Origin of the sequence: Rhodococcus globerulus (assembly GCF_019334125.1) — a bacterium.
GTDB classification, from domain to species: Bacteria; Actinomycetota; Actinomycetes; order Mycobacteriales; family Mycobacteriaceae; genus Rhodococcus_F; species Rhodococcus_F globerula.
On sequence record NZ_CP079698.1, the window covers coordinates 6,174,742 to 6,195,006 of the forward strand.

Consider the following 20,265-nt stretch of genomic DNA (forward strand, 5'->3'; position numbering starts at 1 on the left):
TCTATTCCTCACCCATGGGAGGCAGCGCCTTGATGAACGGCGTGTCGTAGTCGACCTTGCCGAGCTTGGCGGCTCCACCCGGTGAGCCGAGGTTGTCGAAGAAATCGACGTTTGCGCTGATGTAGGGGCTCCACTGCTCCGGAACGTCGTCTTCGTAGAAGATCGCTTCGACAGGGCAGACAGGTTCACACGCGCCGCAGTCGACACATTCGTCGGGGTGGATGTAGAGCATGCGTCCACCCTCGTAGATGCAGTCGACGGGGCATTCTTCGATACATGCCTTGTCCATCACATCTACACACGGTTCAGCAATCGTGTAGGTCACTGCCTTCTCTCCCTGCCTTCCAGAGGTGCGCCTGCTGCACGCAAGCGACTTAACACATTTCAGCCTACTGTGGTGGCGTTCCGCGACCGAATCGCGATCCACTTCTCGCCCGCGGACGCGGCCCGCACAAGCGCGCCGCGCTCACCGAAATAGTCCGCGACCACGCCGATCACCGGAATCTTCCCGACGATCTCGTACGGCTTGGTGCGCAGCGGACGCTTATGCAGTTCGTCGCCGATTGCTCGAAAAATTTGTGCGGTTTGCCACAGCGTTCCGATCAGAGCGAATGGTCGCCATGTCTCATCCGTACTGGTGACAGCCTTTTCGGTGAAGTCCTCATCGTCCAGCAGATCGCGAGTGCTGACTTCTCGGCGACACAGAACGGACGCCAGGAGATCAACCTGCTGATCACGTTCCGTCACGCCGTGCTCGCGGGCGACGGCCACCAGGACGACAGCCTGGTTGGCAAAGGCCAGCAAGTCCTGGATCGGAAACCGGTTGAGCAAAACCCCGAAAATTCCGGGAAATGCCACAGCGACCGTGTTGAGGGCGCCCAGTCGGGTGGTCCACCATTTCGATCGCTGCTCATCCGTCATGACGGACCACGCCGCGGTACCGGGGAACTTGATCACGTCCAGAACCCAGGCAACGGCGTCGAGAACTGTCTCTGCCGCGCTGCGCTCGGGGTCCGTGGGCTCGAAACTACGACGCTTGATGCCGAACGGATCGCTGTACGCGAGGTCGAGGACTGGGTTGATGCCCCAGACCGCTCGATCGAGCACCTCGACTACTCGGCGATCACCCAGGATGTCTGCCATCAGACGGCCACCCCGTCACGACGCGCGTGCGTGGTGGTGCGCTCACGAGCCGGTCGACCGATGCCTTCGGCGATCGCCCGCAGTTCTGCAACGGTCTTCTCGCTGCCGTGCTCGGACCCGGCCATCCGGGAGATGGTCTCTTCCATCAGGGTTCCGCCGAGGTCGTTGGCGCCGCCGTTGAGCATCATCTGCGTTCCGGTGATACCCAGTTTGACCCAGCTGGTCTGGATGTTGGAGATCCGCCCGTGCAGCATGATGCGGGCAAGCGCGTGCGCCGCGCGGTTGTCGCGAATGGTCGGGCCGGGACGGGACGCACCCGCCAGATACAGCGGGGCGCTCTGATGCACGAAAGGCAGCAGCACGAACTCCGTGAATCCGCCAGTGCGGTCCTGGATTCCACGCAGCACGTTGAGGTGGCCGACCCAGTGGTGCGGCTGATCGACGTGCCCGTACATCATGGTCGAACTCGATCGCAGGCCCACTTCGTGCGCCGTGGTGACCACTTCGATCCACTCGGCCGTAGGCAATTTGCCCTTGGTCAGGATCCAGCGCACCTCGTCGTCGAGGATCTCCGCCGCGGTGCCGGGGATCGTGTCGAGACCGGCTTCGCGCAGCGCAGTGAGCCAGTCGCGGATGCTCTCACCACTACGCGAAGCACCGTTGACGATTTCCATCGGCGAGAACGCGTGGACGTGCATCGACGGTACGCGCTTCTTGACCGCACGCACCAGATCCGCGTAACCGGTGACCGGTAGTTCCGGGTCGATTCCGCCCTGCATGCAGACTTCGGTGGCGCCGGCGACGTGTGCCTCCCACGCCCGGTCCGCCACTTCCTCGGCCGAGAGCGTGAAAGCGTCGGCGTCGCCCTTGCGCTGCGCAAACGCGCAGAATCGGCAGCCGGTGTAGCAGATGTTGGTGAAGTTGATGTTCCGGTTCACGACGTAGGTGACGTCTTCGCCGATGGCATCCTTGCGGAGCGCATCTGCCAGTGCCACAACGGCTTCCAGCCCTGGGCCCTCCGCGGTGGCCAGCGCCAGGTATTCGTCGTCGGAGCACCCGGCGGGATCACGCTCGGCACTGCGCAGTGCCGCAAGAAGATCCGTGTCGACGCGAACCGGAGCACTCAATTCCAGAACCTGCTCACGCACGGTTTCCCAGTCGCCGAAGGCACTGCCCAGGTCGCTGCGAGTCTCGGTGTTGCGGCCGTCGGTGTCGATCTCGGTATTGAGGTCGACTCGTCCGCTCGACTCCCAGGATTCGTCCGGTTCCTGCCACGGCCGGCCCACCGGCTTGGTGTCGAGTTTGGCCAGTCCGGTCTTCGGATCGGCAAGTGCCTGAACGTGACCGGCGATCCGCGGGTCGATCCAGGGAGCACCGGCCAGAACGTAGGCGGGCTGAGCGGCGGTGCGTTCGGTGAGCGTGAAGCCGCCTTCCGCACTGATCGCTGCCAGAGTCTCGAGGTTGGGCCACGGACGCTCGGGGTTGACGTGATCGGGAGTCAGGGGCGACACCCCGCCCCAGTCGTCGACGCCCGCGCCGAGAAGTGCCAGGCACTCGCTGTTCGAGACCAGATTCGGCGGGCTCTGAATCCGCATCGACGGACCGAGCAGCAGACGCGCAACGGCGATCGCCGCGAGGAACTCGTCAAGCGAGGCGTCCGGGGAGTCTCGCATCGCAGTGTCGGGCTTGGCCAGGAAGTTCTGGATGATGACTTCCTGAATATGACCGAAAGCCTTCTGCGACTTACGGATCGCCATGATCGACTCGGCCCGCTCGGCAAAGTTCTCGCCGATGCCGACCAGAATGCCGGTGGTGAACGGCACGTTGAGGCGACCGGCATCGGTCAGGGTCCGCAACCGGACGGCCGGGTCCTTGTCCGGGCTGCCGTAATGGCATTCACCCTTGTCCGTGAACAGCCTGGTAGCCGTGGTCTCGAGCATCATGCCCATCGACGGCGCCACCGGCTTGAGGCGCGAAAGTTCCTGCCAGCTCATCACACCGGGGTTGAGGTGCGGAAGAAGTCCGGTTTCCTCGAGCACCCGAATCGACATCGCCCGCAGGTAGTCCAGAGTCGAGTCGTATCCACGCTCGTCGAGCCACTGCTTTGCTTCCGGCCAGCGCGCTTCCGGACGATCCCCCAAGGTGAACAGCGCTTCCTTGCAACCTAATTCAGCGCCCTGACGAGCAATCTCGAGGATCTCATCCGGTTCGAGGTACATGCCGCGTCCCTCGGCCCGCAATTTGCCAGGGACCTTGACAAACGTGCAGTAGTGGCACTTGTCCTGGCACAGGTGGGTCAGCGGAATGAACACCTTGCGCGAGTACGTCACCGTATTCGGGCGGCCGGCGGCTAACAAACCCGCGTCCCGAACCTTGGCCGCCGACGCGCACAGGTCCGCCAGATCGGTTCCCCGGGCCTGCAGCAGCGTCGTTGCCTCGTCCACGTTCAGCGTCGCGCCGTCGCGAGCGCGGCGCAGCACGCGTCGCATCGCTGATGGGCTCGGCGACGCGGTCCCAGTTGCCGACGCGGACAGTCCAGGCATCGGAAGCATCGTGGGTTTGACGGAGTCATCACCAGTTCGGTTCACCTAGCGATCATGCGCCATACCCGACGACTACTGCCACTCGGTGCCGGAAGTACCAGAACTCAGCTAGGTGGATACTCCTCGTCGATCGCAACTTCACGCCGCTGATCGACAACATCGGCCGCGGGCGCATCGAGCGGAATATCGGTCAGGTCAGGTTCGTCGGGAGTATTCGGATCTACCGGTGTTGCCTGTTCCAGAGCATCGGACTCCGGTGCCTCCGAGCTGAATGCCGAATCCTGTTCAGTCATCACGTGCTCCCTTCATGGTCGCCACACTCCACCATAGGGTGGTTGTCGACAGAACGCCTCAACTCGACCAAAGTAAGCACCATGACCGCGTCTAACACCATCACCATGGCCGATCCGCTGTGGCGTCCGAGCACCAAAGCACCCAGATTGTGGGCCATCACCGCAGCGCTTTTCTGGGCGCCGGTCATCGTCGCCGAAATTGTCTGCGCGATCCTGATCTCCGGCCTGCCGACCTGGGTGGTGGGGGCAGTAGCTGCGGTCACCGTGTTCTGCGCAGCGGTACACATTCTGATGGTGCCGATGTGGCGTTACCGGGTGCATCGCTGGGAAATCAGCGACACCGCCGTGTACACCCGCACCGGCTGGTTCACGCAGGAACGACGCATCGCCCCGATCTCACGGGTCCAGACCGTCGACACCGAACGTGGCCCCATCGACCGGATGCTGGGGCTCGCTACCGTCACCGTGACGACTGCGTCGTCGGCAGGCGCCGTGAAGATATCCGCCCTCGATCAGGACGTGGCCGACCGTACAGTTGCACAACTGACTGCAATCGCCGGGACCAATTCGAGCGACGCGACATGAACGACATCGACAAACTCATGATCGACATTCCCGACGAAGCAGAATCCGCAGCCGCCGAGGCCGCGGAGCAGGAACAGCCGTGGCTTCGCCTCGACCGACGGATGCTGCTGGTCCATCCGATCAACGAAGTGGTCAAACTGCTTCCGGTCCTGCTGATTTCCTTTGTTCTCGGCAGCCAGAGCGGCAACCACTACTGGGGATTCGGTGTTGTCACGCTGCTCGTGATCTACGGCCTCCTGCGGTATTTCACCACCACCTATCGCATCGGCCCCATCCACGTTCAGCTGCGCACCGGCGTCTTCCAGAAGAAGCTGCTCTCGGTGCCGCGCAGTCGCATCCGGTCAGTCGACGTCGAAGCCGGAGTCCTGCACCGCGTGCTGGGGCTGTCGATCGTGCGAATCGGCACGGGGCAGCGTGCCGGAAACGGCCATGATTCCAACAAATTCGAGCTCAACGCACTCTCGAGTGCGCTGGTTCCGGATCTACGCGCAGCCTTGCTGAGCGAGTCTCGGGGCACGCCCACACCCGATACACCGACCGCGCCGGTGTCTGCGGACGTCGAAATCGGGCACTGGCACGTGAGCTGGGTTCGGTTTGCGCCCTTCTCGTTCACCGGCATCGCGATCATCGCGGCAATCGTCGGCATCGCGTTCCAATACGGAATCGGCTCTGCGATCGCGAAGTCGTCCGCGGTCACCGGAGGCGTCGAATCGCTCGAAGGCCTCGGCATCACCGTGCTGGTCATTGTTCTGCTGGTGGCGCTGCTCATCCTCTCCAGCGCCTTTGCGTGCATTCAGTATCTGATCGCGTTCGGCGACATGACGCTCACCGACAACGGTCGCATCCTGCACGTCAGCCACGGGCTGCTCAAGACCAGGGCGACAACGTTGGACCGGGCCCGGCTGCGCGGTACGACGCTCAAAGAACCTCTCCTGCTTCGACTTGCGGGCGGTGCGCGCCTGGACGCGATCATGACGGGAGTGAGTGCGGAGAAAAAAGAATCCTCGCTCCTGCTGCCGCAAGGCCCACGGGCCGAAGCGGAACGCGTCATGGCAACGGTCATCGGCGACAGCCGGCAGGCGTCCGTTCCGCTCATTCCCCACGGCGGGGCGGCCCGCCGCCGCCGATACACCCGAGCCCTGTTCCCGGCTGTGGCCGTTGCGGTCGCGGCAGTGCTCTGCCTGATCTTCGGAGTTCACGTCCCCACCTATGTCTGGGTCGCCGTCGTCGTGCTCGCTGTGGGCGGAGCGGGGCTTGCCTACGACCGGTACAACGGACTCGGCCACGCGGTACTACCCGGCTGGCTCATCACCCGCAGCGGCTCCCTCGACCGCAAACGGCACAGCCTCGAAGCCGACGGCGTGATCGGCTGGACGGTTCGTGAAACGTTCTTCCAGCGACGCGCCGGAGTTGCCACCGTCATCGCCGCAACCCCGGCAGGCACCGGCGGCTACGACGTGATCGATCTGCCCGCCGAGAATGCGTGGGGTCTGATCGAAGCCGTCACGCCCGGAGCGCGCGACGTCTGGGCAAATCCTCGATGATCAACCGCGCCAACGCACCGAGGCGCGAGCGTTCCGGTTGGATGGTGGGGACTCCGAGAAGTTCCAACGGCGCGGCCGTCACCGGGCCGACGCAATAGGTGGGCACGTTGTCTCGCATCGCCGCGACGAAACGTTCCAACTCCCCCATCTCTTTGGCCGTGCTGAGCATGGACGACACTGCCGGGGCACTGGTGAAAGTGAGTGCGTCGATACTGCCCGAACGCACAGCGGAGACCAGTGCCCGCACCTGCGACTGATCCGGCGGCCGAATCCACCGGTAGACCGAGACTGCCGTGACCACCGCGCCGATGTCGGTCAACGAAGCACTCAGATCGGTCAGCGGTTCCCATTCGGTGATGATCCCGTGCAGTTGAACGGCCACGCGAACGCCGTCGACGCCCTCGCCGGCCAAGTGCGTCAGCACTTCCTCGGACGACTCCCCGGACGGCGACCATTCCTCACGCAAGCCCGCGCCGCGGATCGCCCCCATCGCCTTCGGACCGCGAGCCACGATGCGAGTCCGGTTCAGCGCGCCGAGAAACTGCTCCGTCAGATCCCACGACTCCACCGCCTCCAGCCAACCGCGGAACCCGATTCCCGTGCTGATCACCACGAGTTCCGGCGGATCCGCAATCAATGCCTCGGTCTGAACTCGCAGATCAGCGTCGTCGACCAGAGGAAGCACATGAATCACCGGGGTCCGGACCGTCTCCGCACCTCGCCGTTCGAGGAGCGTCGCAAATTCTTCCGAACGACGCTCCGCGGTCAGGGCGATCGTGACGCCCGCAAGATCTAGTTCAGCCACACTGCAAGTGTCCCTTATGAACGCTTCGAAGTATCGATAGACGCGAGCGCCTTGCCTGCCACTCGAAACAAAAAGACGATCGCCGGTGCCAGCGCGCCGACAAGCAGCAGGAACGTGAGCGGCGACGACAACACCAGAACGTCGCCGCCTGGCCCGCCAACCATGCAGAAAAGGAATCCGGCGATCCAACCGGCCAGCGGAAGCGCTGCCTTACCGGTTGTCGTCACTGTCCGCGCCGCGATGACCAACCCGAGGTTGAACACGGCTGCCACCAGGATGCTGACCGGAAACGGTGTGGTGCCGAGGTAGCTCGGGAGGAAGATGACCGACAGTACGGCGCACAGAAATCCGTCGAAGATCAAGACGCCGAGGATGACCGGGTCGAGAAACGCAAATCTACCGTCGGGTGTTTCGACTGCGTCCGGTGAAGCACTGGTCATGAGATCCCACCGAAGAGGTCGCCCTCACGGCCGTCTGCGTCCACCGGACCCAACTCGCCGCGGACAAGCACAAAATGCTCGACCGGCACGATGGGCTGTACGACGTTGTTGGACAACGCGAACTCGGTGCGGCTCGGCGCGACAGTCACCTGCGTGGCATGCGCGGACAGCGCGCCGGCCTTGGACTCGAGAACGGCGCTCACATCGATCGCCGTCGTGACGTCCGCGTCGACCACACAGGGAAGCTCACCGGGCTCAGGTAGCCGCCACTGCGCCGGCACCTGAGCGATCGACGCGATTGCCCGCTCCAGAGAGCTACGTTCGGTCACGGTCCAGTAGAACTTCTGAGGGCTCCACGGCTCGCCGGCCTCGGGATAGACCGATGTTCCGGCCGCGGCAACGGCAGCGGTTGTGATGGCATTGGCTTGAATGTGATCGGGATGGCCGTACCCGCCGTTGGTGTCGTACGTGATCACCACATGCGGGCGCAGTTCCCGGATCACCTCGACCACGGCGCGAACCGCAACGTCGAGATCGGCGTTGACGAACGCCCGCGGATTGGCAGCTGACGGCGTACCGGCCATTCCGGAATCACGAAAGTGACCGGCTCCCAGCAGGAATCGGGGTTCACTCACACCGAGACGGGACAACGCCGCGGTCAGCTCCGCAATCCGGTAGCCGCCGAGTTGATCAGCGGCGTCGGCAACCAGCCCGGCCCACCGATCACCGATTACCTCCCCTTCCTCACCCAACGTGCAGGTCAGGACGGTCACCTCGGCACCTTCGTCGACGTACCTGGCGATGGTGCCGCCGGTGGTGATCGTTTCGTCGTCGGGATGCGCGTGAACCAGCAGCAGTCTCTTCTTTACGACGGTCATTCCTTCACCCTCACCCAGTTGGTTGCGTCACCGAATATTCCAACCTGAACCGGACTGGTCAGGGTGACACCTTCGACGCCGGTTCCCAGTGCTGCCAACGTGCGGTCCTGCACGATGGGCAGAACCGCCGCGAGATCCCACAACTTGGGCTCGGCGTCGGCGATCAGCGCCCCGAAATCACCGATCCCGCTGAGAGCTTCGTCGATCCGCGGCTGCAGCGAAGGGTCGCACAGTCCTGAAATATTGCTCGGCGCTTCCGAATCGGACTCGCGAGCCGTCGTCGGCGTCGGCGCGGTAGACGTCGACTCCGGAGTCTCGGTAGTGGTTACCGGCACGGTGGGAGTCAGGGGGCAACTGAACCGAGACGCCAACGACGTGGCAGGGTCGACGCCGGCGCGGATCCAGCCGACCACCATGTCTACGCTCCCCGTCGTGAGCTCCGTACCGTACAGCTCTTCTGCCGGAAGAGATTTCACGGTTGCCGCAATCCCCGCATCCCGCAGTTCATCGGCAGCGGTGTTGGCCACCGCGATCGCGATATCGTCGTTCTCCGGCGCCCCGAGCGTCAGTTCGAGCGGCTTGCCGTCACGGACGACGCTTCCGTTTGTTCCCCCGACCACGACCGGTCCCGCCGGCGGCACGACGACGTAGCCGGATTCCACCAATTGCTCCATCGAACGCTCACGACTCTGCTTGGGCGGCGCCGTCGGTACGTAGCCGGGATCGGACGGCGAGAGTATCTGCGCTTTTGCCGGAACCGCAGCAGATTCACTGCCCGCGGCGACAACTGCCAGGAGATCGGAATCCAGAAGTCCCAGAACAGCTTTGCGGACCCGGACATCGGCAAACGTGGCACTGCGTCCGTTGATCGTCATGTCGAGAGTGCGCGGCACGAACGTAAAGGCCGTGCTCACTCCCGGAACCGCCGACAGCTGAATGTCCGTAGCACTGCCCGCATGAATCTGCGCGATCTGCGAATCGTCGGTGCGCATCGCTTCGGCCAACTGCGCCGCCGACCCGGCCCGACGCATCACGATCTGATCCGGGTCCGACGGCTCTCCCCAGAACCTGTCGTTGCGTTCGAGGATGATCTCGTCTCGGCCACGGTCGACGGAGCGCACGTGGAAGTGCGCCCCCGACACCGGAATTCCCTCACTCAAACCGGTACTGAAACCGCCGGGGGTGTCTTTGACAAGGTGGGACGGAAGAAGATCGGTGAAGAGTTCACGCCACGCCGGATACGCCGCGCGCATCACGACGTTCACGGTCTTGCCGCCACCGGACGAGGTGACGTCCGAAATCAACTGGTACCCGGCCGGGTTCACAACACCGGGAACCGAAATCATCTGCTGCCACAGGTAGCGGAAATCCTCGGCGGCGATCGGTGCGCCGTCGGACCACTGTGCTTCGTTGCGGAGCTGATAGCGAATCGTGAACGGCGCCTCCGAGACAACTTCCGCGGAGACGGCCAACGAGTCGTCGAGGACCCACTCGGCCTGGCCGGGCTGCACGGGCGAGCTGATCGGACGAAATACGCTGGGCAACACCAAATTACCGACGGCAGAGTTCACCGGGGACAAATCGGCGAGGAGGTGGGGATTGAATCCGTCACCCACCTGGTCGATAGCCACCGACACCACCCGCATTGCCGGCGTGACGGGCGTCGTAGTCGGCTTGACCGTCTCGGTGCTCTCGACAGGCGGCGGTGGATCAGCAGTGCACGCCGTCAGAGACAACGCTGTCACCGCCACGGCCAACGCCAGGTACCGACGTCCAGCAACCACAGAGATATCCTTCCGTTTTCAGGCACGCGCAGCCTGAGTCCACGGTTTCCCAACCAACACGATGCCTGGAAACCATGAAGGCGAATGTACCTTTTGCCGGAAGAACACCGAGCAAAAGGCACATTCGCCTTGTCATGATTGTTACTGCGAAAGACTACAGAGAAGCCTTGTCGCGGGACTTGCTGCGTGAACGCTCACGAGCGCGCTCGGTTGCGTTGAGGTGCACCTTGCGGACGCGGACGTCCTCCGGGGTGACCTCGACGCACTCGTCGCCGGAGCAGAATTCCATGGCTGCTTCGAGTTCGAGCTTGATCGGCTTTGCGAGGGTCTCCATCACGTCTGCGGAAGACTGACGCATATTGGTCAGCTTCTTCTCGCGGGTGACGTTGATGTCGAGGTCTTCCTGACGCGGGTTGATGCCCACGACCATGCCCTCGTAGGTGTCTGCGCCGGGCTCGACGAAGAACGTTCCACGGTCAGCCAACTGGATCATGGCGAACGGGGTGACGGTGCCGGAGCGGTCCGAAACGAGCGAACCGGTGTGGCGCGCACGGATCTCGCCGGCCCACGGGCCGTAACCGTCGAACACGGCGTTGGCGATACCGGTTCCGCGGGTATCCGTGAGGAATTCCGTACGGAAACCGATGAGTCCACGCGAAGGAACGATGAACTCCATGCGAACCCAGCCCTGGCCGTGGTTCGACATCTGGACCATCTTGCCCTTGCGGTTTGCGAGGAGCTGCGTGATGGCGCCGAGGTATTCCTCCGGGCTGTCGATGGTCAGCTCTTCGAACGGCTCGTGGACCTTGCCGTCGACGACCTGGGTGACAACCTGCGGCTTACCGACGGTGAGCTCGAAGCCCTCGCGACGCATCTGCTCGACGAGGATGGCGAGAGCGAGCTCTCCACGACCCTGGACCTCCCACGCATCGGGGCGACCGATGTCGAGGACCTTGAGCGAGACGTTACCGACGAGCTCCTGGTCGAGGCGAGCCTTGACCATGCGCGAGGTCAGCTTGTGACCCTTGACGCGGCCGACGAGGGGCGACGTGTTGGTGCCGATCGTGACCGAGATGGCCGGCTGATCGACGGTGATGCGGGGCAGCGGCACCGGGTTCTCGAGATCAGCGAGGGTGTCGCCGATCATGATGTCCGGGAAGCCTGCCACTGCGCAGATGTCGCCTGCGTAGGCAACCTCTGCCGGAACGCGCTCGACACCGATGGTGGTGAGCAGTTCGGTGATCTTGGTCTTGGTGATGACGGGCTCGCCGTCGACCTCGCGGCACCAGGACACTGTCTGGCCCTTGCGCAGCTCACCGTTGTGGATACGAACCAGCGCGAGGCGGCCGAGGAATGCGGACGCGTCGAGGTTGGTGACGTGAGCCTGCAGGGGTGCGTCGGACGTGCCCTTGGGGGCCGGGACGTACTCCATCAAGACCTGGAAAAGTGCGGTGAGGTCTTCAGCGTCGGGTGCCTGGCCGTTTTCGGGCTGCACGGTCGAGGCCTTGCCCTCACGGCCGGAGGCGTAGAGGACGGGGAGACCGAGCGCGAGCTCAGCGGCTTCGGCGGCTTCGTCGGACAGGTCCGACGCGAGGTCGAGGAGCAGATCCTGCGCCTCGGAGACAACCTCTTCGATGCGGGCGTCAGGGCGGTCCGTCTTGTTGACGACCAGGATGACGGGCAGCGACGCAGCAAGCGCCTTGCGCAGCACGAAGCGTGTCTGAGGAAGCGGGCCCTCGGAAGCGTCGACGAGCAGAACGACACCGTCGACCATGGACAGGCCGCGCTCGACCTCTCCACCGAAGTCGGCGTGGCCGGGGGTGTCGATGACGTTGATGACGGTGATCGAGCCGTCGTCGTTGCGCTTGTGTACGGAGGTGTTCTTCGCGAGAATCGTGATTCCCTTCTCGCGCTCGAGGTCTCCTGAGTCCATGACGCGATCGACCAGCTCGGCGCGCTCCTCGAAGGCGCCGGACTGACGAAGCATGGCGTCAACGAGGGTGGTCTTGCCGTGGTCGACGTGTGCGACGATGGCAACGTTACGGAAGCTGGTGGTGGTCACGCGATGGCTCTCCTGGCTGAGTAATTCGGCTAAGTAATCGGCCACGCGAAACTCGCATCGCACGGCTCTTCTGGTGGCCGCTGCACGAATGTGTGATCCGAGTACGTGCACGAATCGCCTCGAGAAGGCACCGCGGCCTAGTAAATACTACTCGCTCCGAAGACCTGCTCGCGCAAAGTGCGTCCTCTATCACGGCCACGACCTGCAGATAGTGATTTTCACCACTACTGCAGCAGGTAAATCTTTTGCTGGCAATTCAGCGCTTTTAAGGTTACGCTAACCTTGTCTGCAGTGCGGTTCTCCGCCATCGCCGTTGAAGGAAAGACGCAGTGCCACATGGGAAAAGTTAAGCCAAGCAAAGTTTCGCAGCTCAAGCCCAAGAAGAAGTGCTGCCGCAAGAAGACTCGCTGCGTGAAGTGCCCGGTTGTGATCATGCGGATGCGGAAGCTCGAGAACAACGGCGCCTCCAAGAAGGAACTCAAGGTCGGCCTCAAGATGGCTCGGGCAGCCTGAGCCTGCGCAATTCGGTGAGCAGATCCGGTATCCACGCCTGATCGTTCACCACCATGTCGAACTTTTCCAGATCGTCGGCGTCCACCCACGCAAGCTGCGCATGATCCAGTGCCGCGGGCTCCCCGGCCAGGATGTCCACTCGATACGCTCGCAGAACTCGTCCACTCCCCAATGCAACGTCGACGCCGATTCGACGCCCACAGCGGACAACAACGCCTAATTCTTCTGCCAGTTCCCGCTCGAGAGCGTGTTGCGGCGTCTCGAACGCCTCGACTTTGCCACCCGGAAGCTCCCACATCCCCGCCAACTCCGGCGGGCGGATGCGCTGCGCCAGCAACAACCGGCCATCGCGGAAGATCGCACCGGCCACTATCTCGTACTCGTCGGCAGCCCCGCCACCCCTTGCAGCCTCGTCGCTCATGACACCATGATGGAGTATGGCTTCCGTGATGTCCGATTCCGCGATCGACGCTGCTCTCGCGGAACTGCCCGACTGGCACAGATCCGACAATGCAATTGCGCGGGTGGTCGAATCGACAACATTCCCCGAAGCCGTCGCGCTGCTTCAGGACGTCGCCGCAGCTGCCGAAGCCGCCGATCATCATCCCGACATGGACGTCCGGTGGCGGAAAGTCACCTACACACTGTCGACACATTCGGCGGGCGGCATTACCGAACTCGACGTGAAGTTTGCTCGGAAGATCGATGCGCTTGTCGCAGATTCGGCAAAAAGCTGACGTCTGAAACCGCCTGAACCGACATAACAGTTGCATCAATATTCACATTGATCACTTCTGTCACAGGGTATGGTCTGCAAGCAATCATTTCGAGGCCAGTCATGTAATAGACTCCACCGGGATCCGTAGCTGCTCAGAAACTGAACGGCTGTACAACCCGGGGCTCACTTACATAGAGTGACCCCTCGAGCCGTCAACGCAGGCGCTACGGCGCCTGCGCGGTCTGACTAAGGATGGGGAAACAGTGCTTCGAACCCGAGGTATGCGTAAGGCGTTCACCGCCGTCGCAATTGCCGCAGCAGCAGGACTTGCATTGCCGGCACAGGCAATGGCCGATCCGGCTCCCGCGCCGACACCGGACAGTGTGCCGATCGAGTTCCTGGCATCGTTTGCTCCCGCCATCATCGGCGCAGCCGCAGGCCCCGTCGACGCCCAGGGCGTCACCCAGGTCGCCGGCAATCCGCAGGCCGATCTGCTCGCACAGGCTCGCGCGATTCTCAATTCCGCCGGGCTCCCGCCCGAGATCAAGGCGACGCTCGAGAAGGTCATCACCTTCCTCGACGGCAGCGGCGGCGGCGGACCGGCGATTCCGGACGAAAACGCCCCCGTCATCGCACAGTTCCTGTACCCGACTCTGGGTAAGGGCTGCATCTCCGCGACGGCTGATTCCGTCGGCACCGCACTTGCCGTTCCCGGCCCGGCACACCTGCCGCCTCCGGGACCTGCCGCAGGTCAGGCCGGGTTTGTCTTCACCGCGCTTGGCACTGCTCCGGCCACCGATGACCAGCCCGTCCCGCTGACGGTCACCTGGATCAACATCGACAACGGTCGCAGCGCTACGCAGAATCTCACCACGGCCGCTCGCATCAACCCGGACGGCCCCGCCACCCTGTCGGCTATCGCCAACACCGGCCCGGGACGCGTGCTGTCCGTGATCAGCGGTTCGCTGACCACCCAGCCCGAAGGCGCAGATCGCATCACCTGCAGCTTCCTGCCGACCGTGGGTATGTTCGCAGTGGCTTGATCCACAAACGACGCAAAGAGGCTCGCCGAATTTTCGGCGGGCCTCTTTTGTGTGTGCAGTGCTCGTGATAGACCAAGGAATGGGACATTCCAGATCAATTCTGTCGATCCGCTCCGAAGGATCGATTCTTTCGATCGGTAGCACTCACTCGATCTTGTCGATCGGCAGCGCCTTCTCGATACTGTCGATCGGCAGCATCGGTTCGGCCGGGTCGATCCTGAGCTCTGGTTCCTTTGCCAGTCTCGGATCGGCGTTTTCCGCGCTGTCTCGGTGGTCACTGATGTCGTGGCGCGGAAATCACTCGTCGCCGGACGACCGGCCGAATCTGGTTGTGATTGCGCCCGAACCGGATTCGACGCTAGCTCACACTCAGACGTGATCGTCGGGTGCCGGCCGCGGCCAGGTCCGACCTTCGAGTTCTTCCACCGATTGGTTCAAGTGCCGCAGTAGGTCACCCAACGCCCGACGCGACTCCGGCGTCCAGTTTCGCACCACCTTTGCCACACCGGCAGTCGAATGTTCACGGTCTGCGCGCAGTTGTGCCAGACCGGACTCGGTGGGGCGGACCTTTCTCGCGAGTCCGCCGTCCGGGTCTTCGACGCGTTCGACCAAGCCTTGGCGACGGAGAGCGCCGATCTGCCGATTGATGGTCGAAATGTCCAATCCGAAGGCGCAGGACAGCTCTTTCAAGCTCATCGGTTGTTGTAGTTCCAGGCGCCCGAGTAGCAGGTATGCCGAGCGGTCCAGATGAAGTTCGGCGCGCTGTGCCAGGGCGTGATACCGCGACAACAGCGTCAACTCGTATTCAATGTCGACAAGGTCGCGGTCTGGGTCCGGCTTTTGTCCGTGCACATTCGTCACGTTGTGCAGGATACACAGAATGTGTAGCGTGCACAGAATAGGTGGCAAGCGCTACCCACATACTTCGGGAGCCGAATGTCCGTTCACGCCCATCCGTCGAACACGGAAACAGCCGTCGACGCGACAGTGTCCCCGCGCCCACGATTGATCCTCACTGTCCTCGGCCTGTGCGGGATCGTCGTCGCCCTGATGCAGACGCTGGTCGTCCCGATCATCCCTCAGCTACCGAGCCTGCTGAACGCGTCGCCGGCCGACACGTCGTGGGCCATCACCGCTACGCTTCTCGCCGCTGCTGTCATCACCCCGATCAGCGGCCGCCTCGGCGACATGTTCGGCAAGAAACGCATGATCCTGGTCAGTCTCGGCCTGGTGGTTCTCGGTTCCGTCATCTGCGCGCTGTCGTCGTCGCTCATCGTGCTGGTGATCGGGCGCGCGCTCCAAGGTGCCTCCGTTGGTGCCATCCCGCTGGGCATTGCCATCCTGCGTGACGTTCTGCCACCGAAGAAGGTGGGCGGCGCGATGGCCGTCATGAGCGCCACCCTGGGCGTCGGCGGCGCTGTCGGCCTTCCCATCGCCGCGCTCATCGCTCAGAGCGCCGATTGGCACTTCCTGTTTGTCGTGTCCGCGGCTCTGGGTTGCCTCTGTATGTTGTTGGTGTTCTTCGTCATTCCCGAGTCATCCGTCCGCAAGCCGGGACGTTTCGACTTCGTCGGCGCCCTCGGCCTGGCCGCTGCCCTGATCGCCCTGCTCCTGCCGATCACCAAGGGCGGCACGTGGGGATGGACCGATCCCAAGACCCTGGGGCTACTGGCGTCGTCGGTCGTCATCTTCGTGGCGTGGGGCTTCTGGGAGCTCAGACGCAGTGCGCCGCTGGTGAATCTGCGGATCGCGGCACGTAAACAAGTGCTGTTCACCAACCTCGCATCCATTGCCATCGGCTTTTCGATGTACGGGAATTCGCTGTCGCTGCCACAACTTCTCATGGCTCCGAAGGACACCGGCTACGGATTCGGATTGTCGATGGTGACCACCGGCCTGGTACTCGCACCCGCCGGACTGGTGATGATGGCACTCTCCCCCGTTTCCGCCCGCATCTCGGATTGGAAGGGTCCGCGCATCACCTTGCTGACCGGATCGCTGGTCATCGGACTCGGTTACGTCGCCGCCCTCTTCGCGACGTCCGCGGTGTGGCAAGTCGCGCTGGCCGGAATGGTGATCGGAGCTGGTGTGGGACTGACATTCTCGGCGATGCCGGCCCTCATCATGAGCTCGGTTCCGATCACGGAATCGGCTGCCGCGAATGGTTTGAACTCACTGATGCGGTCGATCGGAACCTCGAGTTCTGCCGCCGTGGTGAGCGTTGTGCTTGCCGGTGCCACCATCATGGTCCACGACCGCGTCTACCCCACGCTCGATATGTTCAAAGCCACGTTCGTGATTTCGATTGTCGCGGCGGCCGTAGCGATGATCTTCGCGTGGTTGATTCCCAAACGGAAAGCGCCGCACAGGGAATCAACCACGTCGCGGCCGCAAGAATGACACGGCCGTAAGAACTGCGGGAGGTGCTACTTCTCCGGAGCGCCTTCGATGCTGCCGGCAATCTGCAGCTTCGACAGCAGGGTGTAGATGAAGTCGATGAGAAACTCCATGAAAATATTTCCTCTCGCAAATACGGGTCCCGACCCGTCAACGACGGTACCGCAACACAAGATCGGCCGAATCCGCACCTCTCGGACACGAGAACATGTTCTAATTTGACTCGGTCGTCTACCCGAGGAGTCACACATGGCATGGACACGCGCTGAACTCGATCAGGCCTTTACGGGTTTCCAGAACACCGTCGTCGAATGCACGCGCAGCGGCGATTGGAATGCGTTTGCCGACATGTTCACCGAAGACGTCGTCTACGTCGAGCATGCCTTCGGGACCCTCAACGGCCGTGAGGCCGTGCGCAAGTGGGTCACCCGCACGATGACCGAGTTCCCGGGAAAACGCATGACGGAGTTCCCCGCAAACTGGTACGTGATCGACGAGGAGCGCGGGTGGATCATCTGCGAAATCGACAATCCTATGGAAGACCCGGGCGACGGATCCACTCACGGCGCCGCGAACATCACGATCCTGCACTACGCCGGAGACGGATTGTTCTCCCGCGAGGAAGACGCATACAACCCGATGAATTTCCTGGCGATGACCAAAGCCTGGTGCTTGGCCGCCGAAGCCGCGGGCAACCTTCCCGAGGATGCCCGCGCCTGGTTGGCAAAATTCGGCGCTATGGTGCGATAGAGCCGATCGGAATGTTGGGCACGATCGAACCGGCCAATGACCACTGCCCGTAGTCGAGGGCAAGGATCGAATTCAGGTCGACGCCGATTCCGTCGACCGTGCGCTTGTCGATCTCGAACTGATGCAGGTGCGCGCGAGGATGGACGTAGCCCTTCGGCGAGCCCCAATTATGTTGCCAGTACCAGGTTCCGACCCCCACGCCGATCATCGCGTCGAGCACGCCGGTGTTTCCGTAGATTCCAAGATTCTGATTGCCGACTACCGACGCCCATCCCTCGAGATAGGGCCTGATGAGGTTGTTGATCTCGGCCGGCGACGGGTTGTCGTCGATGGACGCGTAGATCGGACGCCCCTCGGGTCCACCCGCTTGGCGGTGCAATTCGAGGCCCCGTGTTGCATGCCTCTTGCCGCCTTCGCGGCCTTCACGCCAATCGGCCGTCGCACTTTTTCCGAACTGATAGCAGGACACGACCTGCAGTCCCGCTGCTGTCAGAGCGTTCACTTCACCCGCCTTGACTGGCTTCCCCACCATCCAGTTTGCGTCAGGGCGGCGGTCGGATACGTAGCGGATCGCGCCCGCGTAGCCGCCCGCCCGAATCGACTGCGCCGACGGGACCCCGGCGGAGTAGTCGAGCAGAGTTCCGAGCGAGCCGGCATTGGCCACCGTGGCCGTGCCACTGAGCGCGGCCAGTCCAGCGGCGGCAGAACCTGCGGCCGCGTACTTGAACAAACTTCTTCGTGAGACGTGCACACTGCTCCGATCATCGGCGTATCCCGCCCGATCTAGGCGGAAAGTCGAGTTTCTTTGTTCACTCGATTGCACCACAGTCACAAGGCCACCGCCTTGCACTTGACCAACACCAGCCACACCACCGCCGTGACCAGCGACAACAAAAACGATGGCCCCCGAAACTTTCGTTTCGAGGGCCATCGTCATCGGCCGTAGCGGCCGGAAGTTATCAGCTGAGCGACGTGAAGAACGTCAGAGCACTGAACAGGTCAGATGCGTTGCTGAGGAAGTCGGTGATGAAAGAGAACTGGCCCGAGAGTTCAGCGCTGGTCATGTGTTAACTCCTGTCGAAGATGAAACATCAGTGGTCTAACAGGCCCTCTTGCTGACCTGCTGGACTAAGACTAGAGGTCTTCCGTTACTTCCGCGACACCAAATGTGTCCGGGACGTTACATCTTCGGACCTAGGCGGCAAACGCATATTCACAGGTAACGCCCAGCAGGCGTGATCCGATCGAGATAATTCGCCCTATTTTTAACGATATCCGAACACGGTTTCCATTAGTGGTTATTACTTCGCAATCTCTCAATTCAGCCAAATGATGTTGGTAAGCCTAACTTAATTGATCCTGTTTCAGCACTAGCGCCGCCCTGACCAGGAATGGGACGATTCCCCGCGAGGCCGATCGGCGCACGGAGGCCATGCCGCGCAACTCTTCAGCCACGGCTGCGATTAACAGAACATTGATGCCTGTCGAGTCCGATCGCAACGAAGCCCGAAACAAACCCGACCTCCCAGAACGTGATGCTATTCACACCAAATGTCCGGGCCGTTGCAGACGCATCGGGCACAGTTGATGTCATGAGCCGCAACAAGAAGTCATGGAGTGAACTCTCACCGCGCCAACGACGCATTGTGATCGTGATGGGGTCGATCCAGTCGATTCTGGCAATCGCCGCCTGGGCCGATCTGGCGAAGCGCGATCGTGCGGCGGTCAACGGCAGTAAGGCCAAATGGGCAGCGATCATCGCGATCAACTTTTTCGGACCGATCACGTACTTCCGGCGCGGCAGGATTCAGTCGAAGTAGTCCCAGAACTGCAACCACTTCACGGAAGCGAACAACCCGAGCGTCCCGGCATATATCGCCAGGACAGCGGCGGTGCCGAGGACGTTCGTGCGTAGTTTCGCTCCGTCGAACGGGTCGAGCCATCGACCGAACCGACGCGTCGCCGCCGGCATCAGGAACCACGTCATCGCCCCAACGCTGACGATCTGGCTCAGCCACATCGACAGCCAGGGCGGTGCGCCGATCCCGTCGAGCACCGGACCGAGAAATCGCGACAACGTCATCACTGTCGGGTAGAGGACCAGAAGAATGATCATCGCGGTCTTCCAGTTCGGAGTCGCCCGCGTCTGCCCGTTCTCGGTGCGCAAGATCGTGCCGAACGGGGTGGAGCGCACGGATTCGGTGAAGTCTTCCGCCAACTCCTCGCGAAGCGCAGGCAACACCGCCGCCCGCTGCTCCGATCGCATCCACGCGGACAGTTGCGGTTCCGTCCGGAAGCGCAGAACCGATTGCCACCGCGTCGCATCGGCAGTCGAGCACAGCAGCAATGCGCTCTCGTACCCTGAGAAACGCGAACTTTCCACGATCAGGCGATGCTGGGTCCGCAGAAATTCGTCTTGCCGTCCGGCGACAACCGTGTGGTCGTACACGCCGATGCCGGGCGGCGGCACAGCATCGTCCACAAGGACAAGGTCCGAACTCTTGGCGCGGATCCCCCGCGCCACCCCGTGGTCGACAAGACGTGCATGCGCTGGCGAGTCGAGCCAGCCATGTAGCTCTTCGACGCTGGAAAAGGTATGGGACACACCGTAATCGGAAAGCTCTGAACCGTCACTGATTGCGCTGCCGAGATAGCCCTGAGCCGATCTCGCTGTTCTGACAGCCTGAGCGGTCCACTCGGCAAAGCGCTCATCACCACCGTTTTCGAGGCGGTGATAGGCCGTGACAACCGTCGCCGAACCGGACAC

22 protein-coding genes are annotated in these 20,265 nt (G+C 62.6%); 9 read left to right on the forward strand and 13 right to left on the reverse strand.

Features of this window, described 5'->3' with window-relative positions; all coding sequences use genetic code 11:
• Position 1: 1 nt before the first annotated feature.
• The 4 genes from fdxA to KYT97_RS28070 all read right to left on the reverse strand — a co-directional run bounded on the left by fdxA (position 2) and on the right by KYT97_RS28070 (position 3,979).
• On the reverse strand, positions 2-325 hold the full coding sequence (gene fdxA / locus KYT97_RS28055; protein WP_033234456.1) for a ferredoxin: 324 nt from the start codon (positions 323-325) through the stop codon (positions 2-4).
• A 59-nt stretch (positions 326-384) separates the two neighbouring features.
• Positions 385-1,143: a hypothetical protein gene (locus KYT97_RS28060; RefSeq protein ID WP_219111338.1), complete on the reverse strand. Its 759-nt coding sequence runs from the start codon at positions 1,141-1,143 to the stop codon at positions 385-387.
• A complete protein-coding gene (locus tag KYT97_RS28065; RefSeq protein WP_045069893.1) occupies positions 1,143-3,695 on the reverse strand; it encodes a bifunctional FO biosynthesis protein CofGH in 2,553 nt (850 codons plus the stop codon). Before KYT97_RS28065 ends, KYT97_RS28060 begins: the two co-directional genes overlap by 1 nt.
• Positions 3,696-3,790: 95 nt before the next feature.
• Positions 3,791-3,979, reverse strand: coding sequence for a hypothetical protein (locus KYT97_RS28070; protein ID WP_033234459.1), 189 nt, complete (start codon positions 3,977-3,979; stop codon positions 3,791-3,793).
• Positions 3,980-4,060: 81 nt separating this feature from the next.
• Between KYT97_RS28070 and KYT97_RS28075 the strand changes: the two genes are divergently transcribed.
• A complete protein-coding gene (locus KYT97_RS28075; protein WP_219111340.1) occupies positions 4,061-4,564 on the forward strand; it encodes a PH domain-containing protein in 504 nt (167 codons plus the stop codon).
• Positions 4,561-6,108, forward strand: a complete 1,548-nt coding sequence (locus KYT97_RS28080; protein ID WP_219111342.1) for a PH domain-containing protein — start codon at positions 4,561-4,563, stop codon at positions 6,106-6,108. Before KYT97_RS28075 ends, KYT97_RS28080 begins: the two co-directional genes overlap by 4 nt.
• Here KYT97_RS28080 and KYT97_RS28085 read toward each other — a convergent pair.
• The 5 genes from KYT97_RS28085 to typA all read right to left on the reverse strand — a co-directional run bounded on the left by KYT97_RS28085 (position 6,068) and on the right by typA (position 12,077).
• Positions 6,068-6,913 (reverse strand): uroporphyrinogen-III synthase, encoded by an 846-nt coding sequence (locus KYT97_RS28085; RefSeq protein ID WP_033234462.1) that lies wholly within the window; start codon positions 6,911-6,913, stop codon positions 6,068-6,070. The genes KYT97_RS28080 and KYT97_RS28085 overlap by 41 nt on opposite strands.
• A 14-nt stretch (positions 6,914-6,927) precedes the next feature.
• Complete coding sequence (locus tag KYT97_RS28090; RefSeq protein ID WP_172937426.1) at positions 6,928-7,353, reverse strand: hypothetical protein; 426 nt, start codon at positions 7,351-7,353, stop codon at positions 6,928-6,930.
• Complete coding sequence (mshB, locus tag KYT97_RS28095) at positions 7,350-8,231, reverse strand: N-acetyl-1-D-myo-inositol-2-amino-2-deoxy-alpha-D-glucopyranoside deacetylase (RefSeq protein WP_095888526.1); 882 nt, start codon at positions 8,229-8,231, stop codon at positions 7,350-7,352. The genes KYT97_RS28090 and mshB overlap by 4 nt, the downstream gene beginning before the upstream one ends.
• Positions 8,228-10,015, reverse strand: coding sequence for an ABC transporter family substrate-binding protein (locus KYT97_RS28100; protein WP_092807197.1), 1,788 nt, complete (start codon positions 10,013-10,015; stop codon positions 8,228-8,230). Before KYT97_RS28100 ends, mshB begins: the two co-directional genes overlap by 4 nt.
• 154 nt (positions 10,016-10,169) lie before the next feature.
• Entirely contained in the window at positions 10,170-12,077 is a 1,908-nt protein-coding gene (typA, locus tag KYT97_RS28105) for a translational GTPase TypA (protein WP_045069461.1), read from the reverse strand.
• A gap of 336 nt (positions 12,078-12,413) precedes the next feature.
• Here typA and KYT97_RS28110 point away from each other — a divergent pair, with 336 nt between their 5' ends.
• Positions 12,414-12,590 carry a hypothetical protein gene (locus tag KYT97_RS28110; RefSeq protein WP_092807195.1) on the forward strand — a complete coding sequence of 59 codons (177 nt, stop codon included), beginning with the start codon at positions 12,414-12,416 and terminating at the stop codon, positions 12,588-12,590.
• Here KYT97_RS28110 and KYT97_RS28115 read toward each other — a convergent pair.
• On the reverse strand, positions 12,568-13,011 hold the full coding sequence (locus KYT97_RS28115) for a (deoxy)nucleoside triphosphate pyrophosphohydrolase (protein ID WP_092807193.1): 444 nt from the start codon (positions 13,009-13,011) through the stop codon (positions 12,568-12,570). The genes KYT97_RS28110 and KYT97_RS28115 overlap by 23 nt on opposite strands.
• A gap of 16 nt (positions 13,012-13,027) precedes the next feature.
• Between KYT97_RS28115 and KYT97_RS28120 the strand changes: the two genes are divergently transcribed.
• The 3 genes from KYT97_RS28120 (at position 13,028) to KYT97_RS28130 (ending at position 14,730) form a co-directional block, all read left to right on the forward strand.
• Positions 13,028-13,327, forward strand: coding sequence for a 4a-hydroxytetrahydrobiopterin dehydratase (locus tag KYT97_RS28120; RefSeq protein WP_141486264.1), 300 nt, complete (start codon positions 13,028-13,030; stop codon positions 13,325-13,327).
• 262 nt (positions 13,328-13,589) lie between these two features.
• Positions 13,590-14,351 (forward strand): Rv1157c family protein, encoded by a 762-nt coding sequence (locus KYT97_RS28125; protein WP_219113170.1) that lies wholly within the window; start codon positions 13,590-13,592, stop codon positions 14,349-14,351.
• A 79-nt stretch (positions 14,352-14,430) separates the two neighbouring features.
• A complete protein-coding gene (locus tag KYT97_RS28130; protein WP_092807383.1) occupies positions 14,431-14,730 on the forward strand; it encodes a hypothetical protein in 300 nt (99 codons plus the stop codon).
• Here the strand turns inward: KYT97_RS28130 and KYT97_RS28135 are convergent.
• A complete protein-coding gene (locus KYT97_RS28135) occupies positions 14,721-15,212 on the reverse strand; it encodes a MarR family winged helix-turn-helix transcriptional regulator (protein ID WP_245005944.1) in 492 nt (163 codons plus the stop codon). The genes KYT97_RS28130 and KYT97_RS28135 overlap by 10 nt on opposite strands.
• Positions 15,213-15,287: 75 nt before the next feature.
• Between KYT97_RS28135 and KYT97_RS28140 the strand changes: the two genes are divergently transcribed.
• Positions 15,288-16,751 (forward strand): MFS transporter, encoded by a 1,464-nt coding sequence (locus tag KYT97_RS28140; protein WP_219111344.1) that lies wholly within the window; start codon positions 15,288-15,290, stop codon positions 16,749-16,751.
• A gap of 246 nt (positions 16,752-16,997) precedes the next feature.
• Entirely contained in the window at positions 16,998-17,498 is a 501-nt protein-coding gene (locus KYT97_RS28145; RefSeq protein WP_033234471.1) for a nuclear transport factor 2 family protein, read from the forward strand.
• On the opposite strand, the gene KYT97_RS28150 is transcribed toward KYT97_RS28145, so the two are convergent.
• On the reverse strand, positions 17,485-18,249 hold the full coding sequence (locus KYT97_RS28150; RefSeq protein WP_033234472.1) for a DUF1906 domain-containing protein: 765 nt from the start codon (positions 18,247-18,249) through the stop codon (positions 17,485-17,487). The genes KYT97_RS28145 and KYT97_RS28150 overlap by 14 nt on opposite strands.
• A gap of 841 nt (positions 18,250-19,090) precedes the next feature.
• Here KYT97_RS28150 and KYT97_RS28155 point away from each other — a divergent pair.
• A complete protein-coding gene (locus KYT97_RS28155; protein ID WP_033234609.1) occupies positions 19,091-19,318 on the forward strand; it encodes a PLDc N-terminal domain-containing protein in 228 nt (75 codons plus the stop codon).
• Here KYT97_RS28155 and KYT97_RS28160 read toward each other — a convergent pair.
• The gene (locus KYT97_RS28160) at positions 19,306-20,265 is read right to left on the reverse strand and encodes an antibiotic biosynthesis monooxygenase (protein WP_219111346.1); all 960 of its coding nucleotides are present in this window, start codon (positions 20,263-20,265) and stop codon (positions 19,306-19,308) included. The two genes, KYT97_RS28155 and KYT97_RS28160, sit on opposite strands and share 13 nt — an antisense overlap.